The sequence below is a fragment of the Mesorhizobium sp. 2RAF21 genome (assembly GCF_052115345.1).
In the GTDB taxonomy this organism is placed as follows: Bacteria; Pseudomonadota; Alphaproteobacteria; order Rhizobiales; family Rhizobiaceae; genus Mesorhizobium; species Mesorhizobium terrae.
This window is the reverse complement of the sequence record NZ_JBFRGM010000009.1, coordinates 85,296-107,741: the sequence shown is the minus strand read 5'-3', so window position 1 is coordinate 107,741 and position 22,446 is coordinate 85,296. Positions and strand designations below refer to the sequence as shown.

19 protein-coding genes, 1 tRNA gene, 3 pseudogenes and 1 riboswitch are annotated in these 22,446 nt (G+C 60.7%); of the genes and pseudogenes, 8 read left to right on the top strand and 15 right to left on the bottom strand.

Going from position 1 to position 22,446, the window contains the following annotated elements:
- Positions 1-195: 195 nt before the first annotated feature.
- Both AB4136_RS16145 and AB4136_RS16140 read right to left on the bottom strand, forming a co-directional pair.
- Complete coding sequence (locus tag AB4136_RS16145; protein ID WP_441931345.1) at positions 196-381, bottom strand: hypothetical protein; 186 nt, start codon at positions 379-381, stop codon at positions 196-198.
- Between the two features lie 361 nt (positions 382-742).
- Positions 743-3,232 carry a UvrD-helicase domain-containing protein gene (locus AB4136_RS16140; protein ID WP_441931344.1) on the bottom strand — a complete coding sequence of 830 codons (2,490 nt, stop codon included), beginning with the start codon at positions 3,230-3,232 and terminating at the stop codon, positions 743-745.
- Positions 3,233-3,612: 380 nt separating this feature from the next.
- Here AB4136_RS16140 and AB4136_RS16135 point away from each other — a divergent pair, with 380 nt between their 5' ends.
- Positions 3,613-5,208: a hypothetical protein gene (locus AB4136_RS16135; RefSeq protein ID WP_441931343.1), complete on the top strand. Its 1,596-nt coding sequence runs from the start codon at positions 3,613-3,615 to the stop codon at positions 5,206-5,208.
- A 76-nt stretch (positions 5,209-5,284) separates the two neighbouring features.
- Here AB4136_RS16135 and AB4136_RS16130 read toward each other — a convergent pair.
- The 9 genes from AB4136_RS16130 to AB4136_RS16090 form a co-directional block, all read right to left on the bottom strand.
- Positions 5,285-5,398, bottom strand: a tRNA-OTHER gene (locus tag AB4136_RS16130).
- A 7-nt stretch (positions 5,399-5,405) separates the two neighbouring features.
- Positions 5,406-5,888, bottom strand: a complete 483-nt coding sequence (locus AB4136_RS16125) for a helix-turn-helix domain-containing protein (RefSeq protein WP_441931342.1) — start codon at positions 5,886-5,888, stop codon at positions 5,406-5,408.
- A gap of 278 nt (positions 5,889-6,166) precedes the next feature.
- A complete protein-coding gene (locus tag AB4136_RS16120) occupies positions 6,167-6,778 on the bottom strand; it encodes a DUF4160 domain-containing protein (RefSeq protein WP_441931341.1) in 612 nt (203 codons plus the stop codon).
- 17 nt (positions 6,779-6,795) lie between these two features.
- The gene (locus AB4136_RS16115) at positions 6,796-7,644 is read right to left on the bottom strand and encodes a hypothetical protein (RefSeq protein ID WP_441931340.1); all 849 of its coding nucleotides are present in this window, start codon (positions 7,642-7,644) and stop codon (positions 6,796-6,798) included.
- Position 7,645: 1 nt separating this feature from the next.
- Positions 7,646-8,194, bottom strand: a complete 549-nt coding sequence (locus AB4136_RS16110) for a hypothetical protein (RefSeq protein WP_441931339.1) — start codon at positions 8,192-8,194, stop codon at positions 7,646-7,648.
- 63 nt (positions 8,195-8,257) lie between these two features.
- Complete coding sequence (locus tag AB4136_RS16105) at positions 8,258-9,181, bottom strand: endonuclease/exonuclease/phosphatase family protein (RefSeq protein ID WP_441931338.1); 924 nt, start codon at positions 9,179-9,181, stop codon at positions 8,258-8,260.
- 99 nt (positions 9,182-9,280) lie between these two features.
- Positions 9,281-10,624, bottom strand: a complete 1,344-nt coding sequence (locus AB4136_RS16100; RefSeq protein ID WP_441931337.1) for an MBL fold metallo-hydrolase — start codon at positions 10,622-10,624, stop codon at positions 9,281-9,283.
- On the bottom strand, positions 10,606-12,438 hold the full coding sequence (locus tag AB4136_RS16095) for a serine protease (RefSeq protein ID WP_441931336.1): 1,833 nt from the start codon (positions 12,436-12,438) through the stop codon (positions 10,606-10,608). The genes AB4136_RS16100 and AB4136_RS16095 overlap by 19 nt, the downstream gene beginning before the upstream one ends.
- A gap of 67 nt (positions 12,439-12,505) precedes the next feature.
- A complete protein-coding gene (locus AB4136_RS16090; RefSeq protein ID WP_441931335.1) occupies positions 12,506-13,339 on the bottom strand; it encodes a S1/P1 nuclease in 834 nt (277 codons plus the stop codon).
- 310 nt (positions 13,340-13,649) lie between these two features.
- Between AB4136_RS16090 and AB4136_RS16085 the strand changes: the two genes are divergently transcribed.
- A complete protein-coding gene (locus AB4136_RS16085) occupies positions 13,650-13,784 on the top strand; it encodes a hypothetical protein (protein ID WP_441931334.1) in 135 nt (44 codons plus the stop codon).
- 102 nt (positions 13,785-13,886) lie between these two features.
- On the opposite strand, the gene AB4136_RS16080 is transcribed toward AB4136_RS16085, so the two are convergent.
- The 4 genes and pseudogenes from AB4136_RS16080 to AB4136_RS16065 all read right to left on the bottom strand — a co-directional run bounded on the left by AB4136_RS16080 (position 13,887) and on the right by AB4136_RS16065 (position 17,255).
- Positions 13,887-14,243, bottom strand: a complete 357-nt coding sequence (locus AB4136_RS16080) for a hypothetical protein (protein ID WP_441931333.1) — start codon at positions 14,241-14,243, stop codon at positions 13,887-13,889.
- Between the two features lie 40 nt (positions 14,244-14,283).
- Positions 14,284-15,375: pseudogene (locus AB4136_RS16075) on the bottom strand (hypothetical protein).
- A 10-nt stretch (positions 15,376-15,385) separates the two neighbouring features.
- Positions 15,386-16,546 (bottom strand): nucleotidyl transferase AbiEii/AbiGii toxin family protein, encoded by a 1,161-nt coding sequence (locus AB4136_RS16070; RefSeq protein ID WP_441931332.1) that lies wholly within the window; start codon positions 16,544-16,546, stop codon positions 15,386-15,388.
- Positions 16,527-17,255: a DUF6088 family protein gene (locus tag AB4136_RS16065; RefSeq protein WP_441931331.1), complete on the bottom strand. Its 729-nt coding sequence runs from the start codon at positions 17,253-17,255 to the stop codon at positions 16,527-16,529. Before AB4136_RS16065 ends, AB4136_RS16070 begins: the two co-directional genes overlap by 20 nt.
- Before the next feature lie 180 nt (positions 17,256-17,435).
- On the opposite strand from AB4136_RS16065, the gene AB4136_RS16060 reads away from it, so the two are divergent.
- The 6 genes and pseudogenes from AB4136_RS16060 (at position 17,436) to AB4136_RS16035 (ending at position 22,446) form a co-directional block, all read left to right on the top strand.
- Positions 17,436-17,780 carry a hypothetical protein gene (locus tag AB4136_RS16060; RefSeq protein WP_441931330.1) on the top strand — a complete coding sequence of 115 codons (345 nt, stop codon included), beginning with the start codon at positions 17,436-17,438 and terminating at the stop codon, positions 17,778-17,780.
- Between the two features lie 93 nt (positions 17,781-17,873).
- On the top strand, positions 17,874-18,431 hold the full coding sequence (locus AB4136_RS16055) for a hypothetical protein (RefSeq protein WP_441931329.1): 558 nt from the start codon (positions 17,874-17,876) through the stop codon (positions 18,429-18,431).
- Positions 18,432-18,436: 5 nt separating this feature from the next.
- The gene (locus AB4136_RS16050) at positions 18,437-19,249 is read left to right on the top strand and encodes a cobalamin-binding protein (protein WP_441931328.1); all 813 of its coding nucleotides are present in this window, start codon (positions 18,437-18,439) and stop codon (positions 19,247-19,249) included.
- 15 nt (positions 19,250-19,264) lie between these two features.
- A riboswitch (cobalamin riboswitch) is annotated at positions 19,265-19,458 on the top strand.
- Positions 19,459-19,611: 153 nt separating this feature from the next.
- Positions 19,612-20,627, top strand: a pseudogene (locus AB4136_RS16045) (ABC transporter substrate-binding protein).
- Between the two features lie 7 nt (positions 20,628-20,634).
- Positions 20,635-21,685 (top strand): annotated as a pseudogene (locus AB4136_RS16040) (FecCD family ABC transporter permease).
- Positions 21,682-22,446, top strand: coding sequence for an ABC transporter ATP-binding protein (locus AB4136_RS16035; protein ID WP_441931327.1), 765 nt, complete (start codon positions 21,682-21,684; stop codon positions 22,444-22,446). The pseudogene AB4136_RS16040 and the gene AB4136_RS16035 overlap by 4 nt, the downstream one beginning before the upstream one ends.

The window sequence follows — 22,446 nt, the reverse complement described above, 5'->3', positions numbered from 1 at the left end:
TTTGAGCAGTTCTTGTTTCGACCCCATCTTCGCGTCACGGGCGCCGGGCGAGGCGCGATCGTCTACATGTCCGTGGGACGTGTCGCTTGGATCGATCCGGTATAGGTTGGTCGGCGATCCGGGCTGAGGATTTCAAGTCAAACGGTAGTCGAGCAAAGGAAAGGAGGTCGTCCTCTCCCTTGCAAGATCCCAACGTCACTCCCAATGTTTCTTGAGCGTGGCGACGGTGGCATCGGACCTCACCTTGCGGCCATCAGGCGCCACGAACCGGATAGCGCCGGAGGGCAATCCCAGCCCACGTTCTATCGATCTTTGGGCGCCTTTGAGCGTCGCGTCGGAACGCAACTGCCGGAAGCGGGTCGGATTCTGGACTCTCTTCATGTGTCCGTAGTCCTATACTGTGGCCATTGCTGGGAAGGTCGACACTTTAGCCAAGGGCGCGACCTCCACCTGACACCGGTTGCGGCAGGATTTGGCGGCGGCCCCCGGTAGCGTCCAGGGAGTCAGTGTCCCGGCTAAGCGGTCACGTCTTGAGAATGCCCATGCATTCGACCCGTATCTGCGATATAGGCTCGGACAGATTATCCGTCTAGTCGTCAGTTGTCCGGCCATGATGATTTCGAAGGGCGTGTCGGTTTCGCGCAATCCCGTTTGCAGCCTGAACCCGACCTCAACCCGCGTTGACATGGGCGGCTCGGCCTGAGCTAGGTGCGGACCCGGTGATGCGGTCAGCGGCTCTCGCTCATTTCAGAGGCGCTGTGTGATCGCAGTTCGGAAACTGGCTGCAGCCCAGAAACCGGCGATTGGCGGGCCCAGTTCTCTCGACCATGTGGCCGGCACGACACGCCGGACATTGACGCAGGAGGTCGCCGTCAATGGTCTCGAAGCGAAGGTTGTCGCCGGCAATCTCGGAGAGCTCGCGGATGTATCGAGATGGTTCGCGGCTGTTGGTGAGCAAGAAGACGCCACGGCTGGCGCGGGTCAGGGCGACGTAGAACAGGCGCCGTTCTTCGGCATATTCAAAGGTCTCCGGCCGCGGCATGACCAGGTTGAGCAGTTCGTCGTCCTCGATCCGGCTTGGCACCCCATAGTCGCCTTCGCTGACGTCGAGCAGAATAGTGTAGTCAGCCTCGAGCCCCTTGGCACGATGGAACGAAAGTCCCGACACCTCGATGCTCTCGAACTCTGGCTTTGCTCCCTTGAACGGGTCGAGCTGATTGTAACGCCAGAGCACCATCACCTTGAGCTTCTTGCACCCATCGCTCCGCCATTGACCCGAGATGCCGCCGAGGAAAATATCGAGGCGTTTCAGCAGTCGCCAGCAGGCACCGCCGAAGTCGGGTTTGCCCCTGTCGCTCTCCATCGGAATGACACGGATCGATCGAGCGATCGCCGGCCGTGTCGACCGCACCGACTTCTTCAGCTGCGCTGGATTGCGCTGCACGAAGCTCGCGGCAGTCTCGGCGATGAGCTGGTTGCAGCGGTAGGTCTGCTCGAGCCGACCATGCCAGCTTGCGCCGAAGTTCGCCTCGAACTGCGTGAATATCGTGATGTCGGATCCGGCAAAGCGGTAGATGGACTGCCAGTCGTCGCCGACGGCAAAGATTTTGCTGAACGGCATCTGATGCTTCAACGCCTTGATCAGGTTCGCACTCGGCTCGGAGATGTCCTGGAACTCATCGGCAAGAATCAGGGCGTAGGGGCTTTGATACCGGCCGGTCTCCACGAGGCGCGTCGCATTGGCGATCATGGAATCGAAGTCGATGCGGTTGGCTTCCTCCAGTGTCCGGGAATAGGCCTCGGTGATGATCCAGACCACCCGCGCGAAGTCCTTGGCGCGGGTGCGATCGTGCAGCGATCCAGCGCGCTCAACGAGCATCTCCAGCGTCAGGTGGCTGGCGCGGATGTGCTTGATGCACACCGCGATCAGCTTGTGATAGTGCTTGATCACCACCGGCTCGAGGGCTTGAACGATGGCTGAATAGCTCCTTCGGCTGAGTGGAATGCTGCGCTTGGCAAGTTCCGTTTCGAGCTCGGCGACCAGAGATCCACTGCTCGCCTGTGCCGATGTGGTCTCAAACATATCCAGCTCCGCCTGGCGATAGGAAGCCCGCTTGCTTTGGGCGTGGGCGACGTAGTCGGCGAAGGGCGACGAGCCGTCGGCGTTGATCGCCAGATGCTCGTGAATCGTTTGGATGGCCGGGTAATAAAAGTCCGGATGCAGATGCCTGATCGCACCGTTTTTGTCTTCTAGCGCGATCTGCCGCTCGTACTCGAATTCCACAGAATGCAACCATAACCAGTTGACGATCGTCTGCTCCTGAAGCGACTTAACGTAGACGCCGGCCATCGTGCCGATGGTGGCATTGCCATTTCGCCGCCGCACCGACAGGTAGCGTTCGTGATCGGCCTTCGTATCGAAGACCTCGGCGGGGATATCGGCCCTGGGATGCAGAACCAGAAGGTCGATCCAGAGCCTGGCGAATTCCGGATCGACGCCCAACAAGTCTTCGATGATCTTCTCGATCACCTTCGCCTCACCAGCCGGGTGCTCGACCCAGTCGGCGAGTTGGGGTAGTCGGCCTTCCGTCTCTTCAATGATCCCGCGCCCCAGCGCGTGAAAGGTGGTCACCCGGCATTTCAGGTCTGCCGCTTCGACACCGAGTTGACGGGCAATCCGCCCCTTGAGTTCCTCGGCGGCGCTCCTGTTGAAGGCGAGTACCAGGATTTCGTCGGGGCGATGGAGCTGCTTGTCGAGGACATATGCGACCTTGCCGACCATGGTGGCGGACTTTCCGGAGCCCGCTGAGGCGACCAGCAGGTTGTTGTCCTCCAAGCGGATGCAGGCTTCCCGCTGCTGGCCGGACAAGGATCGTCCGTCGAGATCGTCAAAGAATAATCGGTATCTGCTGAGCTCCGCGGAAACGAACTCATCATTGTACCTGTGGCGAACGCTCGGGTCCGTGAGAAATGCAAGGGACGTCGGCAACGCGGCCTTTAGACTTGATGGCATCATTTCCGGATCGAAGAGCGGATGGGACAAAGCAGCTGCAGCCTTGCCCGGCACGGCCGCGATCGCCCTCGCGAGATCGGCGTGGGCCAGGTATTGCCGCTGCTGCTCCGTGATGGCCTGCAGCCGGGCGGCCACCTCGCTTAATCGGTCGCTCTCGGAGGCAACCAGGTCGAACAGGTGAGTGTTGACGAAACCGTAGAGATCGGCCGCGAGCTGCACAGCGGCCTCTTCTCCCAAGCAGGCAAGACTATCAACACGATGGCTGGATCGAACCTCGACGCAATGCCACAGCAGGGCCTTGCTGACTGAGATGGCGGTTACGTCGATGCATGGCATATCGATGGTCCCGGACGAGACCAGTCGCACCATTCCCGGCGTCGAACGATCGAGCGTCAGCTTCCAGCGTCCGGACGGCAGAAATCGTGCGAAGAAACCAGGCCGGTATGTTCGAGTGCGTCCAGACATCCTGGACTAGGTGCCACATCGATGGCGTTGTCGTCACGCCGAGCAGGGCTGGCCAGCAATACTATTTTGTGGCGATCGCGGTCGCACGTGGCAAGATCATCTCGGGATGATGCGAGTCTTTTGTGGGGCGCAAGATGAAGCTGAAACGACTTGAAAAGATGCGCACGGGCGGTACCCGCACGAAGATGCAGCTCTCCATCCCAATGCCCAAGACGCCTGATGGAAGAGTCTATCGCTACTCACCCAATGCGGAGGCCCACCCCCGGCATTTCGTGCTCGGGGACCCTGTCGTCGGATTTGTTGCGGATCCTGATAGAGCCGTCCGGATCAAATATGCTCCTGGCACTCCGGGGACCGTCTGCCCCTATAGTGGCGTCAGGGCCGACGATGCAGAGTTCATGCATCCGGACGATCGCAAGGCTGCAGTCAAGATTGTGAAACAGGCCGCCTTGCAGGACATGCAGGACGCGGTTTCGGGCATGCTTGCCGGTGTGGCGCGAGGCAGCAAGTCGATTACCTACAAGCCGGCAGCCCGGCGGAGCAAGCCTCGCCCTCGTTTCGGCCGCCGTGATCTTATGCGCCTTCTGGTCTGCGATTGCTGCGGGCGGGACTATGGTGTCTTCGCGATTGCACTGTTTTGCCCCGATTGCGGGGCGCCCAATCTGGCGTTGCACTTCGCTCGCGAGGCCGAGTTGGTCGGACAGCAGGTGGATCTGGCGGAATCCCGGGGTAAGGACCGGCAGGAACTGGCCTATCGCCTGCTCGGCAATGCTCATGAAGATGTGCTGACTGCTTTCGAGGCAACCCTCAAGGTCGCTTATGCCTATCGCGTTCAGAACCGTGTCCCAGGGTCGACACCGATCAAGCCGATCGGCAACGATTTCCAGAACATCGACAAAGGCCGCAAGCGCTTCGACGAATTCTCGTTTGATCCGTTCGCGGAACTCGACGCAGGGGAGCTTGCAGTCCTCTCACTCAATATCCAGAAACGTCACTTGATCGGACACAATCTCGGCGTGGTCGATGCCAAATTCGCGCAACATGCCAAGGAGGCAAAGCTGGGCGAGACCGTTGAACTGGTGGCGGCCGACGTCCGTGCCTTCGCCGCTCTCTGCAAAAAGGTGGTTCGGCGGATCGACGATATGCTCGGGGACGCAGCACTGCCACCACCGGCGGACCAGACCGAGGAGGAGGCGATGCCGTCCCCAACAGAGACGGTCGGCGATCTGACGTCGGAGGGATCGGCACTGGGAAAATGGATATGCAAGACATCGGTCGATGGCCTGCCCGATCATCTCGATGAGGATGCGCTGATCGCAGCCTTTCCTAACTGGTCCACGGATCAGCTCGCTGAGGCGCTGGCCGATCTCGCCGAGGACGACTACGTGAGCCTTACTCACACGATTTCCGAGCGTTTGCCGCGCGTACACGTGGGCGCGGACCTCTTCTTGACCTTCGATCCGATCTGCATGGAAAGCGATCCGATTGCCGACGCCCTGCAGCTGATCAGGCTCATCCTGGATAAGGACTCGGTGGACGTGCCTGCCCTGCATGCGGAAAGCCAAATGTCGCTGCGGCGTTTCAACCCCGCCATCGGCATGATCATCGCTGAGATCGGTGAGGGCAGGGTGTCCGAAGCCTACGTTGAGCACTACCCGGCGCCGTATTTCTTCATCGTCGATTCTGATCGCGTGGCGATCAAAAGGCTGGCTCGGCGGCTGGAAGGTTAGTCGGAGCCGTCAACTCATGCCGACATGCTCGTGAGACGCGCGTCCGACGTAGCCGGCGAGCGAACAACATGGGGAGTGGGTGCGACGGCAGGACTTGAACCTGCGACCTCCCCGCCCATAATAGATGGGTCCGCCAAGACCACATCCATCTGTCGAAAACGGGGGCTCTATCCGGCTGAGCTACGTCGCGATCTCGTTCAATCGCTCTTGACGAGCGTGAGCTTGGGCTTCTTCCGCGCGAGACGCTCCTCGCGCATCTTCTTTTTCGCTGCGATCTCGAGCAGCTTCTCCTGCGCGTAAGGCGTGGCGGCGGCGATCAGCCCATCGAGCTTGTAGAGGTTCGTCTGGCTGCCATAGGGGCCGTCGCGCCGCTCGACGCGCTCGATCAGCTTTGCGTCCTCGAGGCGCTTGATGTGCTTCTGGATCGTGCGAACGCCGAGCTTGAGCGCCTTGGCGATCGTGCCCACCGATGGCGACGGCGGGTTGTCGGCGCGCCACCAATACTGCGTCAAGTGCAGAATGATGTTCATGTCGATCGGATCGAGACCGAGCGCCTCCTGGCGCTCGATGATGATGTTCGGGATGCCGCTCCAGCCCGCCGACCACAGAGGCTTGCTCCACTTCTTTTCGTTGATCTTGACCTTCTGCTCGTCGGTCGTTTTTGCTACCGTGTCGGCCATTGGGTGATGCCTCCGCTTGTTCGTTTCTGCTACGATACATCTGCCTCAATCCACCGGAAATCAAGGCGTCAAGGCAGTTGATGGGGCGAATGCTGGTACGCCCTTGGGGCGTACGTAGGTTCGCCTGCCCCCGAATGCAAGGACGGGAGTCCGGGTGGCCGTGGCGGCACCCAAACAAGGACATACCGTAATCAGGACGCATAGGGGCAGACCGACTACAGGGAAACCCATAGGACGTAGTAGCCCCCCGTCCGAGGGTTCACCCCCAAAAGGCCCGATCAGGGCTGGTTTGCCGGCGCTGAGTTCGCCGCGTTAGGAGGCTTCTGGTCGTCGGGCCGGGTCGCGTGCCACTCGGCGAGCAAGCTTTGCTTGTGATTTTTCACCGCCCGGAGGGCGGCCGCCTCGCCGCGAAGGCTGCGCTTCCCGGCCACCACACGTGGCTCATCCTCGATCGAGATGTTGATGGCGCCATCCTGCAGCTGGACCTTCACGTGGGGGAAGCCGGCGTGCTGGGACTCATTGGGGTAGAGGACCATCTTGAAGCCGGTCTTTGCCTTGACCGTGATCTCGTCGAGGCGGACCAGGCCCTCCGGCAGCGTGCTAAGCGCCTGCTCAAAGCTGTCCATGAGGGCGGCGTGCAGTACCCCAGAGATGGCAAAGGTCTGGTGCTCGGGCAGAATTCCATGTGACCCGACCTGACGGGCCACGGCCGCCTCGACCTCCTGTGTATTTTCACCAGCGTCGATGAGCTGGCGCGCCGCGATCGGGTAGGCCGTCGCCAGGGCCTCTTCCAGTGCCATACCTTGCTTCAACAAGGGGGCAGCCACTTTTCCCACTTGGCCGCCGAGTGCGAGCTCAATTCGCGAAAAGTTCGGCAGTTCGTCGGTCATCGGATCTGATCGGCTTGCTATTGCTTCTGATACAACGGCTTGCGAGCACCTGCCTCGTTACGCACTTTCTCATAGCTGTCCAACAATGCCTGCGATTCGGGAGTGGCGCTGATCGCGTGATTTATGAGCAGCAATCGATATTCGAAGTTCGGGTGAGACTGCCCATGATCCCAGAATATTCGGGGATCTCCAAGCGAGCGGCATCCGAAACAGGCGAGTGTTGCCTCGCTCGAGACCACGAACGAGAGGCTGCTCAGGAACATGATCGCCTCGGTGGTGCCGAAATAGAGGTCGTAGTTGTCGATCGGCGGATTGCCGTTTCCGAGACGGCCAAATTCCCGTTTCAGGATTGTCGCAACATAGTCGTCGGCTTGGCGCTCCCGCGCTTTCGCCTCGGTTTCGTCTTTGTTTGGCACCGCGTCGGCCGTGGCCGGAAGGAATGCACCGTAGTGCTTGTTCGTGATATGCCCCAGCTCATGCATGAGCAGGAACACGAGCATCGAAATCTGCTTGTCCTGCATCAGCACGTTGTCTTTTGACAGAACCGCGAAGTTGCGCTCGAAATGCACGCCGCTGATCACGATCGCCCGGCAGCTCGCGGGTACTTCTGCGACGACTGGCCTGGCCTGATCCGGCCTGATGTGATGGACGGGGATGCCATCGCCGTCCGCGGTACCTTCCGTCGTGTTGGAGAAAAACAGCGCGAGTTGCGGATCGCGCACGGCCGCGTTGACGATGTTGATCGCCCGTTCGATCTGGGCATTCGTCGGTTCCGTGTTGCGCAAGGCAAAATCACAGGCGGCAACGGCATTGCCGACGGTCAGAATCAGCGTCAACGAGGCGAATGACAGCAGTCGTACGGGCATCTCATGCCTTGCACCGGTTCGCCAACCGGAGAAGGTCATCGAGGTATTGGCGGGCCGCCTGCGCGTCGGTTTCATCTCTGACGGAGCTGAGCGTTTTCGCGGCCTCCTGTTCAATGTTTTCTACACAGGCGAAACGGCTGTCGGCAACGCCATTCAGATAAGTTGCACCGGATGTCGACACGGCAGCACCTGCGCCGAGCAAACCGATAGCAAGGGTCAGGAGCGTGCTGGCCCGCGGTCCCCATTGGATTGCCTTCTGCAGGCCAGCGAGTACCGTCGTTCCGGCTCCGAACACCACGACCAGCATCAACAGCCATTGTGCCCAGGATTTGGTCTCAATGGTCGCCTGATTCACACTTGTCGCGATGGCATTGGCTTCGCTGATGGCTTTGTTGATTTCCTCCGGCGGCAGCGGGAGGGCGCCGTCGAAACCCGATCCGATCCGGGTGAAATCCCAGACGATGCGAAGAGCCTCCGGCGTTAGGGCGAACATGACAAGGAGGCCTATCGCGAGAATGGCGATGCCTATCGCAATGAGTGTCTTCCCCATGCCCCCTCCACGTCGATCAACCAGCATGCATCGGCTGCCCGCAGGCGATGCATGCTGAATTCGTCAGGCCTGCATTCCGCTCCCGGCAGCCGCAACCTCGGAGACGCCAAAATCATCGTCTCGACGCACCACGATCGAGGCTTTCACCAAATAGTGGTCGGAAAGATACTTATCATGCGCCAACGGGCTTGCCGACCTCAGAATATACTGGCGGCTAAACCGGAATGTTTTCCGCTCGGCTCCGCGCGGGATAAAGATGCGGTCGAACGGCGCATCATTGCCGATCGCGTATGTCGGGATGTCGTCTTCATTCAAGTCTTCAAAGCCGCTCTCGATGAAGGCCTGAATTGCTCCCTCGTCACGCCTTTTGCAGTTGGTGTCGCCGAGGACGATGATATCCCGCTCGTCGAAGGCGTCGCCGATCACGCCAATCTGCGCCATCAGTTCGCGCGCCTCATGGTATCGCGTGCGCATCACGACGTGACGTTGCCCGACGTTCGACTTCATGTGAAGCGGTATCACCACGAAGTCCGTCAGTTGTATGGCTGCGTCTTCACCCGGCCGCGCGGCAAACTTCACCGCATGCGGATGCCTGTCCCAAAGGAAGAGCCTTTCTCCATTGTCGTCGACGACCTGGTTCGACACGTTGACGCGCAGGGTGTCGCCGACTTTTGTCACGCGGGCCGTGTTCCAGGCGATGCCACAAAGCTGTTCTCGATCGCTCGGATCACGATTCGGGAAGATTTCGTACTCCCAATGATGATCGGTATGTTCCTCGACAAGATCTAAGGAGGCTCTCAGGAACTTGTTTCCAAGCGGGCCGCCGGCTGGGAAATCATCCGTGATGTAGAGCTCCTGAACCGCTAAGATGCTGACGCCGGAGAGTTCGAGGTGCTCGGCGATGGCGTACTGGTTGTTAGGTGGATCGTCCACTCGGCCGAAATGTTCGATGTTCCAGCTGCCGATGTGTATGTACCTTGGTTTCATGCGACCCTCCCTTTGCCAAACGACGGTTCATGTCATGCGAGAATTGCCAAAGCAGTGTTGCTGCGGCGCCGCGCGTATTCGAAATCGATGTTCGAGCGCTCACGCCGCGTCGATCTCGACGTCGACATACGTCTTGCCGCTGAGGATGCACTCGAGGTCTGTTCGCTGGGGCTGCTGCTCCATGAGCCATTGCTCCTCCCGCTCCGCGTAATGCGGCAGGTTCGCGGCGCCGGCCGCACCGAAGCTATCCAGATAATTCCGAGCGTTGCCGACGCGTTTGCCCAGTTCGACAAGAAGCTCGGAGCGCGGGATGCTTGGATAGGTATTCCCTCGCGCCGTCGATACGAGCGCTTTCGCGGTTGGATGCTCTCCGTCGGCTGGAGGGGGAAGGATCGCATTCAGGATCCTTGCAGGCTCGCTTTCGCTATTTCCGCCGCTGGACCAAGGCGTGGCGTTCTCGCTGCCATGATGGCCGATTTTGAGGAAATCGATCGGCGCATCTAGTAGTTCGGACCGCTTGTTCCACATTGTGTTCCAGGAGCCGTTTGCCTGCGTGTCGCTGAACCTATTAGTCCATTCTGCATCGCCGACGAACAGGAGGCGCCGTCCCTTCCATTCGATCAGTAGAACGACACTGGTATTGTTGATAACTTTGTCGTTCTCCTGCGTGAACGCGAACAGTCCTGACATCATCCGCGATCGCAGACGCCGGAAATCCGAGCCGCTTATGCTATCGGGCCGAGCCCGGGACTCATCACTGAGCGGTCTGAGAGCACCTGTCGTTTCATTGAAGGCGTGAACGATCTCCGCCCCCTCATCGCCGAGATAGTAGCGGTCGATATTCTCTTCGGGACCGAGAACCTTGAGAGTCGCGCCCTGCAGGGTCTCGATCGCCAAATCATCTTCGGTCATGTCGGCATGGACGTATTTGGGCTCGATCTCGTTTCGGGTTGGAAGCGTGGTTCGCAACGCCTCCATCGCGCCGTCATTGCCTAGCTCATAGAGGGCAACGAGGCCCTGGAGCTCAGGGCTCAGGGACAGATTCCTTGCCGCAAGATTGCGCATGGCCCGCGTCGCAAGCTGGTTGAGGGCAAAGGCGTTCTCGGCTTGAGGGTGCTGCGCGTTCATCGCCGCGCTCATCCAGATGTTTTCGACTTTGATGCCGTCAAAATCCTCGGGGTCGAATCCTTTGATGTGGTCGGCATGTTCATGTGTCGCGACCAGAAGGTCGAGCCGAACCTGGCCACCGCCGGCGTCTGGCAGGATCTCTTTCAGATCTGCGATCGCATGCTTGAGCAGCGCCGCCCGGCCCTTTGAGCCGCAGTCTATGAGGATGTGAAAATCGTCCACCGCGCCGTCCTTCAGACGCGCCTTGGGAATGCGGCAATAGATGCAATCGCCTACCTCGACATCGTAGGCGCGGACTAGGAGCTTATCTGCCACTGCACATCTCCCATTTCATCGTCGCGATCGTCATGGAGGCCGATGTGCGGGGCCAGGTGGAAGCGCACGGTGCCATCGACCATGCGCGAGCTGAGAGGGGCCATGCTCTTCTCAAGCAGCCCAGCCTCGCCGCCAAGCGGATTGTTGATCCTTCCCGCCGCAATCCGACGCGCCAACGCAGAGGGGAAGGCCGCCTTGCGCTTTCGTCCTTCAGCAAGCTCATCATCGACGTCCTGGCCGTCACCAAGCTGTGGACCGGTGCCTGGCTTCCGGGTCCAGCGAAGGACGTTGCCGTTTTCATCAAGCGCGATCGTGCCGCCGCACAGCAGGCTTGTGGTTTGGCCTTCATACGCGCCGAATTCAGCACCTTTGAGTTCGACATCCTCCCGCCAGATATATTGGACGAGGACCTGCCTTGGCTGTCGGCGCCCATCGACGGTGAACTTCTGCGCGGTTGTGACCTCAGGAAGAACGATGTCTGCGGTATACGGAATGAGCAGCGACTTACGGTTGTCGTCGAGAAACCGGTAGGCGTACGCCCGCGAATTCGCGATGGTTTCGACATCGTGAAATATGTCGACGGGGAGACGCCGGAACGTGACCTTTGGTCGGGTTAGTTTCTCCCGCTCCGACTCGTCGATCAGCCCGCGGCGTATGAACGCGTCGAGCATCATCGCTCGCTGACCGTCCGGATCGCTCGGATTGGCGATCTCCTCAGCTCGAAGGACGGCGAGCGCATAATCCCTGAAAGTGACGTCTACGGGCGGCAACAGATCGAGAGGCTGTACCGCAACGTTTTGCATCCGTCGCACGGTGTATGAAAATGCTTCAGCGACAGAGAACTTCCTGACATCGATATAGTATCGCGACAGTCGCCGGAGGATGTCGAATATGGTTCCGGTCAGCACCTCCGACATGAAATGTTGGGACTGGCTGTCCTTTACCGAAGCGAAGGTCTGCCGGTTTAGGGCGCTACGCAGGTAAGGCCGGTCTTTCACTTGTCTGCCGAATTCGTCGGCGATGCTGGACAATGCGCTTTCGCTGTCGAGGTCGCCCTCGGTTTTCGCGACGAGTTGGGCACGGAAGTCGTTGTTACGGAAAGCGATCAGGATTGCAGCCATGTCCCCCATGAACTCGTGAAATCCCGCGGTCTCCGGCAGCACGGACTCGTTGTAGTAGGGACGTAGGCCATCGAGCAGGGCGTGCCCGAACTCGTGGTTGATAATGTCGGCAGAAAGGCAGGTAAAAACGCGGCCGGCAGGTCGGTCAAAGTAATAGAACTGGAGGGACTTGCTCTCCCGATCGTAGTAGGCGTTTTCGCCGTATCCGGCGTGGGGGACAACGATCAGCCGATTGCCCTCGAACCCCCAGCGAATTGGCCGTCCCAATCCAAACCCGTTCTCGAAGAAATCGAGTCCGTTCTGCAACGTCGCCCAGACATTGACCTGGTGAAATTGAGGCGTGTTCAGCTTTTTCCGGTTTACCTCATCGCCATCCTGGTCGAGAAAAACGCTTTGCCTAGGATCCCATTTCGCCGGCGCGGCGAGGGACTCGGTGCCGCCGTCATAGTCGACCACCACGAATCGCGCACTGGTTGGACCATCGCCGAGCCCCGGTTCCCAAGGCACCAGAAATCCATCCGCGAAATCGAATTTTTGGTCCGATGCGGCGATGGCCGGGTCCTGGAAATAGACATCAAACGGGATGCGTAGGTTCAGTTCTGCCTGCACGTCCCGATGCACGTATCGGCGTGCTGCATACAGCTGCCTTCGCGCCTCCGGAGAAATTGACAGTTCCTGCGCCGCTGTTGGCATGTCACCTCCCTCGCCGGAGTTCTTCCGGCCAGCTCACAAACGCTTCGTGATGGCGTCTACTCAGGCACTAAGGTAGGCAGCTGCTGGTCGAGAAAGCCTTGTTGAGAAGTTCCGCCAACCGAAGGCCCGCAGTTCCCAGCTGCTGGTCGATCAGAGGAAGATTTTCATTCCGATAGGCATCATCCAGCACGATGTTACTCGGCACGCTGGCGATCAGTTTGACCGCGATGCGGTGGCTCTCGTTGGCCCAGTCGGCCGTCGTACCGGCAGAAATAGCAGCGACGTCAGCGGTCCTGAGCCAACCGGTTTCGAGGCGTTCGACATAGCTACCCCATGACCAGGCGGTCTTGTCGATCAGGGTGGCGTCCCAAGCTGAGTGCAGGTTTGTGTTGAACGGCAGATCTCCGTTCACCCCTTCCTGGGTGGTTATCGTGACATCGATGCCGTTTCCGCCGCGTTCGTCCTTGATCGCGTGCAACGGTTGGTGGAGATCTCCGATAAGGTGAACCAGGAACTTCAACGCCCGCTGCCGCTGTTCCGTCGGTGCGGTGGCACAGCTGACGAGCGCGAGCTCCCGGTCGATCGCTGCGATGATGCAATCACCCAGCGTCGGGTCAGATATGCAGTCGCGTGTCGCGTCATAGGCTGTGGCTGCGGATGGTATTTCGACGAAATGCCAGCGCGTCGTTTTCCGGTCTCGGGCGCGTTCGTCATCGGCCCAACTGCCGATGGATGCGAGTGAAGTACCCGCCCCCAGGATGGATGCGACACCGACGGTGGCCGCTTCGTTCAAGCGATGCTGCGCGATCTCCGCAACAATGGAATGGCCAGATGTTCCCCAAGCATACGCAATGGGAGTTGCTGCAAGCACACCCAATGCAGTCAGCATAAGTGTCCGCATTGTCCGCGTCCCCTCAACATCTACATTACGACCTCTTTTTTGTGACAGATGCAAGACAACGGGCGTGAGAACGCCGAAGAGAGCAACATTGAGGTCATTTTGGAACGAAATTGCCGCAGGTCTGTCGCTCGCTCGAGCAGACGATGGTGGCGGTGAACGGTTCACAGCGTTGACCGCGGTGGGATGCACCAGCCGATCCAAGCTCTCGGGAAATGTGACGCGGTTTACCGCGGCATCCAGAGGGGAGATTGGCTGAGCCGGCGGCGCTCCGCGTAGACTATGCTGCTTCTGGATGGGGAATGCTCGCAGTGTGCGGTCGTCGCTACTGGGCCGCCTCGACGCTGCCGAGCCATTGCGTGACCTCTTGAAGGATCTCGCGTTCCTGATCGCATTGCCGGGAGAAGCCTTCGACCAGGCGGGCGGCTGGCGCATGCTCGGCGAGTAAGGCTGCTGCCGAGCCCATACCTGCCATGGGTGATGAATGGCACCAGGGTTTTGCCCGAAAGGTCGTGGTGCCAGAGGAACGACCGGATAACGAAGGGGGCGGTCAACGTTCTATCATGAGGTCTTCCTGTTCGCGAAGCTCTCGCACCTCTCGGCCGATTAGCGGCTCGTCGCGAAGTGCGCCGACGATGCTCGCATGCGCGGCGCTCGCCTGTTCGCACCGCTGTTGCAAGTCACCAACCGGATAGCTGCGATTTATTGCTCCCCACCATGCGTTCATCAGCATGATGAACTCCAAGCCTGCTTCGGCCGCATCTGTTGTCTTGTAAAGCCATTCCGACGGCCCCATCACCAGCCCGATTTCGCCTTTCTGTGCCACCGAAAGCAGAAAGCCGCGCGGCGTTTGCGTTATGCGATAGCGATGATCGTTATCGCTTTCGGTTCGAATGACTTCAGCCACACTTACCCCCACCGCTTCGATTGAGATCGTCTGCGCTCGCTCAGAACCCATAGCGCTCATATGCCCAGCGCAGCAGCAACTTCGCATCATGGTCGGGCAGGCGCACGCGTGCCTCACGCAGTCCGTTCGCAATCGCGTCGCCAACCTCCGGTTCGACCCAGTTGCCGTGGGTCATCAGGAAGAACCAGCCGAAGGGAAGGCCGACCGCACGGTCAATAGCCTCGATGCGATCCATGAGGATATGTACGGATGAGTTTCCCGCGGTGAACTGCTCCGCGGGCTGGCGCAGCGGCCGGGTGATGAATCCCATCTCCCGCTCGCCGCGGTGGTCGTAGTCCTTGATGTCGAGTGCCCAATGGTCATAGACGCGCTCGGTGCGGGCGCTCGATTCCTCCCAATCCTGAAAGAAGCGCACCTCGCGCGGCACGAAATCGAACCAGTTGGGCTGCAGCTCCAGAAACGGCGTCTGCGTGCCATCGGAACCGACCCAGATACGTTGTTCCATCTCCGGCCGGCGCGCTTCGCGCTTGTCGCGTTCGATCCGAGCACACCGCGTGAGAAAGCTGCGCACATGCACGACGCCGCTGCCCGCCCGACCGAGCAAGCGGTAAAGCGGACCCGCCAGGATATTCTCCTCCGTCATCTCGCCGTGCTTGATCTACGCCGGATCAAGCAGATCATTCTCGCTCCAGGGCGGCGATGTCGGATCGACGATCGGCCCGGCACGCCATTCGATCTCGCGGCCAAGCGAAATCTGGACGCAGTCAGCAGCACCAGGACCTGTTGGCGCGAAGGCGAAGGCGCTGTTGCCATGCCATTCCGAAATCTGGAGCTTGCTGTCGTGCAATTCCATCCAAAGCGCCTTCGCGTCCCCGCCGTGGCGAGCGAGGGCTTCCGTCATCCACGGCTGCAACTCCGCGACGCGGCTTCCGTCGGGGGCGAGCACTGACCGCACATCGCGCCAGTAGACGTCGTCGATGCCGGTCGCGGTGAACGAGAATCCCGGAAATTTCTTCGTCAATGCCGACGCAAGTTCTGCCTCATCAGCACCAGCCGGAAGAACGGCCAAGACAGCCTCGACCGAAGCACGGTCAGGCAGCCTGGTGGGAGAATTTTCTGAAATCTCGGCCATCAGACGATCTCTATCGGCTCGAACCCTTCTGGTCTTTGCCCGTCTCCGCCGCGCCGCTGCCAACACTTTGCACGTTGGCCGGCGCCGCATTGAGATAGCGCTCGAGCGCTTCGATGCTCGCCATGACGTCGGCAAAGGCGGGCGGCGTGCCGAAGATCATCGCCGACATGCGTTCGTAGTCGGCTGCGAGCTTGGCGCGCATGTCGGCAGTCGGGACAAGGCGATAGCTTCCGGGCACTGCGCGATCGTATCGGTGATCCGGCGCGCGAAACATCAGCTGCTTGTGCTGCCGGCAGGCTTCAGCGAGATCGAACATCGATGCGGTGGCCACGCCGTAGTCGGGGTGCGTCCAGATCTGATGGACGTCGTAGTAGTGGCGCGAATAGCGATTGAGATCGGGCACCGGACGGTCGGCCCTCGCTTCCGCGCTTCGCTTATCGGTCATTTCGGTCATCGCGTGCAGGATCAACACCTTTTCCCAGAAGGTCCGTTCCGGCTTCACTGTCATTACGCTCGGCACTGCGAGTTCCGTGCCTCCAGGCATTTCCGCAGCGATGTAGGGCACGATCTCGCGCGGTTCGGCCGGCTCGGGATCGGGACGCGCGCCGCCCTCGATGCGGACGGCCGCCTGGACATATCCGTCACGGGCATCGAATACGCTCTTGTAGCCGACCACGAGAATATCGAGCGCGTCCCTGTTTCGATAAGCATCGAAGCCGAATGCGAGGGAGAAATGGCCAGGCAGCCCGGCCGCTTCTTCGACGGCTGCGATCTCCTTGGCCAGCAGGTCCCTGAGCGGGCCGGAGATGTATTGCCGCGCGGCCTCGTCGACCTGCTCCGCCAACGCACGCTGCTGCTGGTTCACCGAGGGGAGGGCGGCGATGTCGGCTTCCAGCGGCGCTTTCAGGTCGGCCTTGTAGATTCCGATGTCGATGTCCTCGGAGAACCGCCGAATGAGTCCATATGCCTTGCTGAGGCTGGTGCCGCCCTTGAAATAAAGACCAACCGGATCGTCGGGGCGCCGGTTGAACAGGAAGTCGAGCACCCAGCAGACATAGAGGTCCTTCTCAATGTTTTCCGCCCGTGTCTCCAGATGGGCGGCCACCGTCGAAAAGAGCGCCCGGCGGTCGTCGGCGCTCGAGCGAAGGATTTCAATGAACGTCTGTTGCATGGTCCTCCTTCGCCCGATCCGGATCTAACTCGCTTTCCGCGAGCTTGCGGGCGATCGTCTCAACCAGCGGGTACATCCATGCGGGGACGGCATGAATGTTGTCGCGCAGATCCTGCACGACCTTCTGCCGGTTCGGATCCCGAGATAGATGCCGGACGATGCCGTTCACGGTCGCGTCGAGACTCGATCGCTCATCACGAAACCACGTCAGCGCCTGGATCACGCGCATGGCCGGACGCCCCGCCCAAAACGCCGTCTTGGCTGATATGCGCTTGAAGTCGAGCTTGTAGATGACCGGCTGCGTCGCGTTCGGATCGCCGGCGCTCGCCTCGATCTCGATCTTCCGGGGATAGGTGTCGGCATAGATCGTCGACCGGGCCGGGACGGCCGTGGTCAGGCCGAGGTCGTTTGCCGCTGTCATGCCGTCGACCAGCACCCGCAACTTGTCGCGCCGCGCAATCGCGTCGATGAACGAGGCGCGCGGGGGGAACACCATCTTCCCGGTCAGCTTGCTGATGCCCGGCTTGTCGTAGAGTCCGCGACAGGGTCGGCGAATGTCCTTCCGGCGGGTCAGTCTCTGCAGCGCTTTCTCGACCGCGTATGGCGTTCCGATGTCGAGAAAATCGGCGCGCGACCACACCCCCGCAGGCGCGGCCTTGGCAATTCGGTCGTGGATCCGGTCAAGGGTGTCGGACGTAGGATCTGGCATCGAGCTACCGTTCTGTCCGAAGATTATATATAAAAATTGGTCAGCAGCAAGCTTGAATGGCTGGCTGACCAGAATTTCTATTCAAACTTTGGTCAGTAGCGAGAGCCCCGATTTCGGTCCGGCGGCCCCGCATCGGCCCAATACGAACCTGGAAAGAAAAAAGCCCGCTGCCGGGAGGAGGTGGCCAGCCCTGTCGACATGCTGGACGCGCTGCTTCTGGTCGCGCCCACCCCCTTTTCCGTCTACGGCGTGATCTCCATGTGGTGTATCGGCCTGACGGCAGTGCTCGCGACGGCGCGGCAAGTCTTGAAGCTTTCATACGGACCATGGCGACTGATCCACAGCATACTCGCCATCGTCATCGTGGGGACCGCGGCCGCGCATGCCTTTCTGATCGAGGGCGCCATGGGAGCGAATTCGAAACTTGTCCTTATCATCGTCACGTTGGTGGCGGTCACCGCGGCGGCCCTCGAGATGAACTTGTTGCGGCCCTATCGCCAGCGTCGTGCCTTGCAGGCGCGCTAGCTCCTCGAAATGCACTGCCGGTGACGGCCGCAAACTGGATCGGCTCGCGATCTGTCCGGTGATGGTGTAAGAATTCCGTCGGAGACAGCAGCCATGAAGCCTCGACAGAACGGCACGCCAAATGCAGGAAATGTGATGTGGATCGCCCTGGTTGCGACCGGCAGCGCGTTGTTCAGTCTGGCGCTGGCGTGCGCCACGCCATTTGCGGCCATTGCGACAATCGCGGGGACTCGTATGTCTGTGCGCCTTGCTCTGACGCTGACCACCGTGGCCTGGCTCGTGAACCAATCGACCGGATACCTTCTGCTCGATTATCCGCGGACATGGGATAGCTTTGCCTGGGGCGCCGCCATCGGCCTCGCTGCCTCGCTGGCCGTGGGCGCGGTGATGCTGATTCGGCGCTGGATCGCCTCCGGCCTCTTCGCGCTGGCAGGAGGATTCGCCTCGGCGTTCCTTGTCTACGAAGCTGTATTGTTCTTTGCGACCGCGCTGCTGCCGTCCGGCGATGAAGCCTTCTCTTTCGCGGTGATCGCGCAGATCCTCTGGACCAATCTGCTGGCGCTCGCTGGACTTCTTATCTTCCACCGGCTTGCGGTCGCGATAGGTTTGCTGGCAGCAGACGCTCGTGACCGCGCCACCGGCTATGCCTGACGTCGATGGCCGGACGCTATCCGCTTGAACGAATCGTCTGCCTCACCGAGGAAACTGTCGAGACACTTTATCTTCTCGGCGAACAGGACCGCATCGTCGGCGTGTCCGGCTATGCGGTGCGCCCGCCGCAGGTGCGCCGCGAGAAACCTCGTGTCTCCGCATTCACCTCGGCCGACATCCCGAAGATCCTGGCCCTCGATCCGGATCTGGTTTTCACCTTCTCCGACCTCCAGGCCGAGATCGTCATGAACCTGATCCGCGAAGGCGTGACGGTGCATGCCTTCAATCAGCGGGACATTGCCGGCATCCTCGCCATGATCCGCACCGTGGGTGCCCTGGTCGGAGCCGCCGACAAGGCCGAGCGGTTGGCGAAGAACTACGAAGCGCGGCTCCGAGACATAGCTGCTTCCGTTCGTGGCGCTCCGCGTCCGAAGGTGTATTTCGAGGAATGGGACGATCCGATGATCAGCGGGATTGGCTGGGTTTCTGAGCTGATCTGCATTGCCGGCGGCGACGATGTCTTCCCGGACAAGGCCGGAGCGAAGGCTGCCAAGGACCGCATCGTTTCCCCGGAAGACGTCGTGGCGGCAGCGCCAGATGTCATCCTCGCATCCTGGTGCGGCAAGAAAGTCGTGCCCGACAAGATCAGGACTAGGCCCGGCTGGAGCGCCATTCCGGCGGTCAGCAACAACCGCATTTTCGAGATCAAGTCGCCGCTGATTCTGCAGCCAGGCCCTGCCGCGCTGACCGACGGCCTCGACGCGATCATCGCGGCGCTGCATGGAGCCTCTCAAGCAAAAGGCGATGCGGCTACTTGATGCATGTGGTGCATTCCGCTAGGAACGAGTGTCGGTTTCCGTAAGGAAATAACAGGGAATTCGCCGCGGCCTTGTCCGCGAACCGAAACTGCCCCCGCAACTGTAGGCGGTAAGTCCATCTCGATCATGCCACTGGGATTAGCCCCCGGGAAGGCCGAGACGGACAATGACCCGTAAGTCAGGAGACCTACCGACAACTGTAACTGAACGCGCCGGGCGGGGTTGTCCGGGGAGGTTGTCGATGACGCTAGCCACACCTGGAGTGCAGCCGCATCTCGTCTGTTGCGACGTGATGACGATCATTGCCGTCCTGACCCGCATTTTCCGGCTCGAGTCCAACACCGATCGGAGATATCGTAGTCATGACCCTCGCACGCCTGGCATTCGCCGCCGCTAGCTTCACGTTTCTGACCGCCGCCGCATCGGCAGAACCAATCAAATATCCTCTGACGCTGCAGAACTGCGGCGAGACTCTGACGTTCGAGAAGGCGCCTGGTTCTGCCGTGACGGTCGGCCAGGCGGCGACCGAAGTCCTCTATTTGCTGGGCCTCGGCGACAAGGTTAAGGGCACGTCGGTGTGGTTCAACGAAGTTTTGCCGGAGTTCAGGAGATCAACGACAGGGTCGAGCGGTTGGCCGACAATGATCCGAGCTTCGAGGCCGTCGTCAATAAGAGACCGGAACTTGTCGTCATCCAGTTCGAATGGCATATCGGTCCGCAGGGCATCGTTGCGACGCGCCAGCAGTTCCACGACATCAAGATCCCGACCTACATCATGCCCGCCGACTGCGTGGGCAAGGACAACACGGTTGGTGTCGACGGCACGCGAAGCACCCTGTTCTCGACGGCGACGATCCACCAGGGCGTGCGTGAACTCGCTCAAATATTCGATGTCCAGGAAAAGGGTGCGGAAGTCGTGGCCAGCCTCACCGAGCGCGAGGCAAAGGCGGTCGCCGACGCGAAGGCTCTTAACCTCGATGACGTATCGGCCGTGTTCTGGTTCTCCAGCGCCGAGATGGACATCGACCCCTATGTAGCTGGCCGCAAGGGTGGGCCCGGCTACATCATGGAACAGCTCGGCATCAAGAACATCATCGAGTCCGACGAGGAATGGCCGGTCGTGGGTTGGGAGACGATCGCCAAGGCGAACCCGACCATGACCGTCGTCGCCAAGATGGACCGTCGCCGCTTCCCCGCCGACGATGTCGAAAAGAAGCTCGAATTCCTCAAGTCCGACCCGGTCGCCAGCCAGATGGATGCGGTGAAAAACAACCGCATCGTCGTCATGGACGCGCACGCCATGGATGCGACTATCCGCACCATCAACGGCATCGAAGTCCTGTCCAGTGCTCTGAAGGATTTCGGGCTGGCCAAGTAGGCCCGAATTGAGCCTTTCCCATACGCAAGCAGTATACGCCTCCCGGCTTCGCCGGGGGGCGCTGGTCATCGTCGCGCTTCTGGCGGCGGTACTTGCCGGCACCTGCATTGGAGAAACGCCGATCCCCGTCTCGACGGTCCTGCAGGTCCTGGCCAACCAGATGTTTGGCGCGACCTATGTCGTCGATCCGATCGACCTAGGCATCATCTGGAACTACCGGCTGCCGCGCGCGATCGTTGCCGCCTGCTGCGGCTCCGGGCTGGCGATCTCCGGCATGGTGCTTCAGTCGCTGCTGCGCAATGCGCTCGCCGACCCATACCTTCTTGGGATATCGGCCGGCGCGTCGACGGGCGCGGTGTCGGTTACGGTCGCTGGGCTGGGCGCGGGGGCGATCTCGATGTCGCTCGGTGCCTTTGCCGGGGCGGTCGCCGCTTTTCTGCTGGTCGCCGGGCTTGCCCGGCCGCTGGCGGCGGGGTGTCTCTGCACGGCATGGGCAGATCATCCTTGCGGGCATCGCCGGATCGCAGCTGTTCAACGCGCTGACCTCTTTCATCATCACCAAGTCCGCCAATGCCGAGCAGGCGCGCGCGATCATGTTCTGGCTGCTCGGAAACCTCAGCGGGGTGCGCTGGCCCGACGTGTGGCTGGCCGTCCCGATTGCGCTCGTCGGTCTGCTCGCCTGCATCTGGTATGCGCGGGCCCTAGACGCCTTCGCCTTTGGCGCGGAATCGGCTTCGTCCCTCGGCATCAATGTCCGACAGGTCCAGGTCGTCCTCATCGGACTGACCGCGCTGGTCACCGCCGTAATGGTCAGCATCGTCGGCTCTATCGGTTTTGTCGGACTTGTCATCCCGCACGCGGCGCGATTCCTTGTCGGCGTTCGACATGGCCGTCTGGGGCCAGCCGTCGCGCTCATCGGGGCCGCTTTCCTCATTGCTGCCGACGTTCTTTCGCGCACGATCATCTCGGGTCAGGTCTTGCCGATTGGGGTCATCACTGCGTTGGTCGGCGCGCCGGCCTTTGCGCTGATCCTCCTGCGCGGACGGCGCGGGCCATGATCCTCGAAGCGCGAGACATCGGCTGGTCGGCACGCGGCAAGCCGATCATCAGCGGCATCGATCTCGTCGTGAACGAGGGCGAGATGCTCGGCCTTGTCGGCCCGAACGGCTCGGGCAAATCGACGTTGATGAAATTGCTCGGCGGGATACCCCGCCCGACTTCAGGCGACATGGTGCTGAAGGGCAGGCCGCTTCAATTGATGCCGCGGCGAGAGATCGCGCAGCTCGTTGCCTTCCTCGAGCAGCAGTCGGAAACCACGGAAGCGTTCACGGTGAAGGACGCCGTCGAGCTCGGCCGCACACCTTGGCTCTCTCCGCTGCAGCCCTGGTCGCCTGAAGACGACCGAATTGTCGCGCAGGCGCTTGCCGACACCGACATGGAAGGTTTTGAGGGCCGTTCCTGGACGACACTTTCCGGCGGCGAGCGCCAGCGTGTCCATCTCGCTCGTGCCTTGGCGCAGCGGCCAGAAATCATGCTGCTCGATGAGCCAACGAACCATCTCGATATCCAGCACCAGCTCTCGATCCTCCACCTCGTCGCAAGGCTTCCGGTTACCTCGGTTGTGGCGCTGCACGATCTCAACCAGGCGCTTTCGTGCGACCGCATAGGGGTTATGGCCAGCGGCCGCCTCGTTGCGCTGGGGCCCCCGCAAGAAGTGCTGACCGTCGAACGGATCGGCGCTGTCTTCGGCGTACGCACCGGTATTGTTGTCGATCCCACCGACGGCGCTTCCATGTTCCGCTTCCATCAAGTTGCCTGA

Excerpts from the sequence above, each read along its gene's own strand:
- AB4136_RS16145 (WP_441931345.1), bottom strand. The coding sequence starts at position 381 with ATGAAGAGAGTCCAGAATCCGACCCGCTTCCGGCAGTTGCGTTCCGAC.
- AB4136_RS16135 (WP_441931343.1), top strand. The coding sequence starts at position 3,613 with ATGAAGCTGAAACGACTTGAAAAGATGCGCACGGGCGGTACCCGCACG.
- AB4136_RS16125 (WP_441931342.1), bottom strand. The coding sequence starts at position 5,888 with ATGGCCGACACGGTAGCAAAAACGACCGACGAGCAGAAGGTCAAGATC.
- AB4136_RS16120 (WP_441931341.1), bottom strand. The coding sequence starts at position 6,778 with ATGACCGACGAACTGCCGAACTTTTCGCGAATTGAGCTCGCACTCGGC.
- AB4136_RS16115 (WP_441931340.1), bottom strand. The coding sequence starts at position 7,644 with ATGCCCGTACGACTGCTGTCATTCGCCTCGTTGACGCTGATTCTGACC.
- AB4136_RS16110 (WP_441931339.1), bottom strand. The coding sequence starts at position 8,194 with ATGGGGAAGACACTCATTGCGATAGGCATCGCCATTCTCGCGATAGGC.
- AB4136_RS16105 (WP_441931338.1), bottom strand. The coding sequence starts at position 9,181 with ATGAAACCAAGGTACATACACATCGGCAGCTGGAACATCGAACATTTC.
- AB4136_RS16095 (WP_441931336.1), bottom strand. The coding sequence starts at position 12,438 with ATGCCAACAGCGGCGCAGGAACTGTCAATTTCTCCGGAGGCGCGAAGG.
- AB4136_RS16090 (WP_441931335.1), bottom strand. The coding sequence starts at position 13,339 with ATGCGGACACTTATGCTGACTGCATTGGGTGTGCTTGCAGCAACTCCC.
- AB4136_RS16070 (WP_441931332.1), bottom strand. The coding sequence starts at position 16,546 with ATGCAACAGACGTTCATTGAAATCCTTCGCTCGAGCGCCGACGACCGC.
- AB4136_RS16065 (WP_441931331.1), bottom strand. The coding sequence starts at position 17,255 with ATGCCAGATCCTACGTCCGACACCCTTGACCGGATCCACGACCGAATT.
- AB4136_RS16055 (WP_441931329.1), top strand. The coding sequence starts at position 17,874 with ATGAAGCCTCGACAGAACGGCACGCCAAATGCAGGAAATGTGATGTGG.
- AB4136_RS16050 (WP_441931328.1), top strand. The coding sequence starts at position 18,437 with ATGGCCGGACGCTATCCGCTTGAACGAATCGTCTGCCTCACCGAGGAA.
- AB4136_RS16035 (WP_441931327.1), top strand. The coding sequence starts at position 21,682 with ATGATCCTCGAAGCGCGAGACATCGGCTGGTCGGCACGCGGCAAGCCG.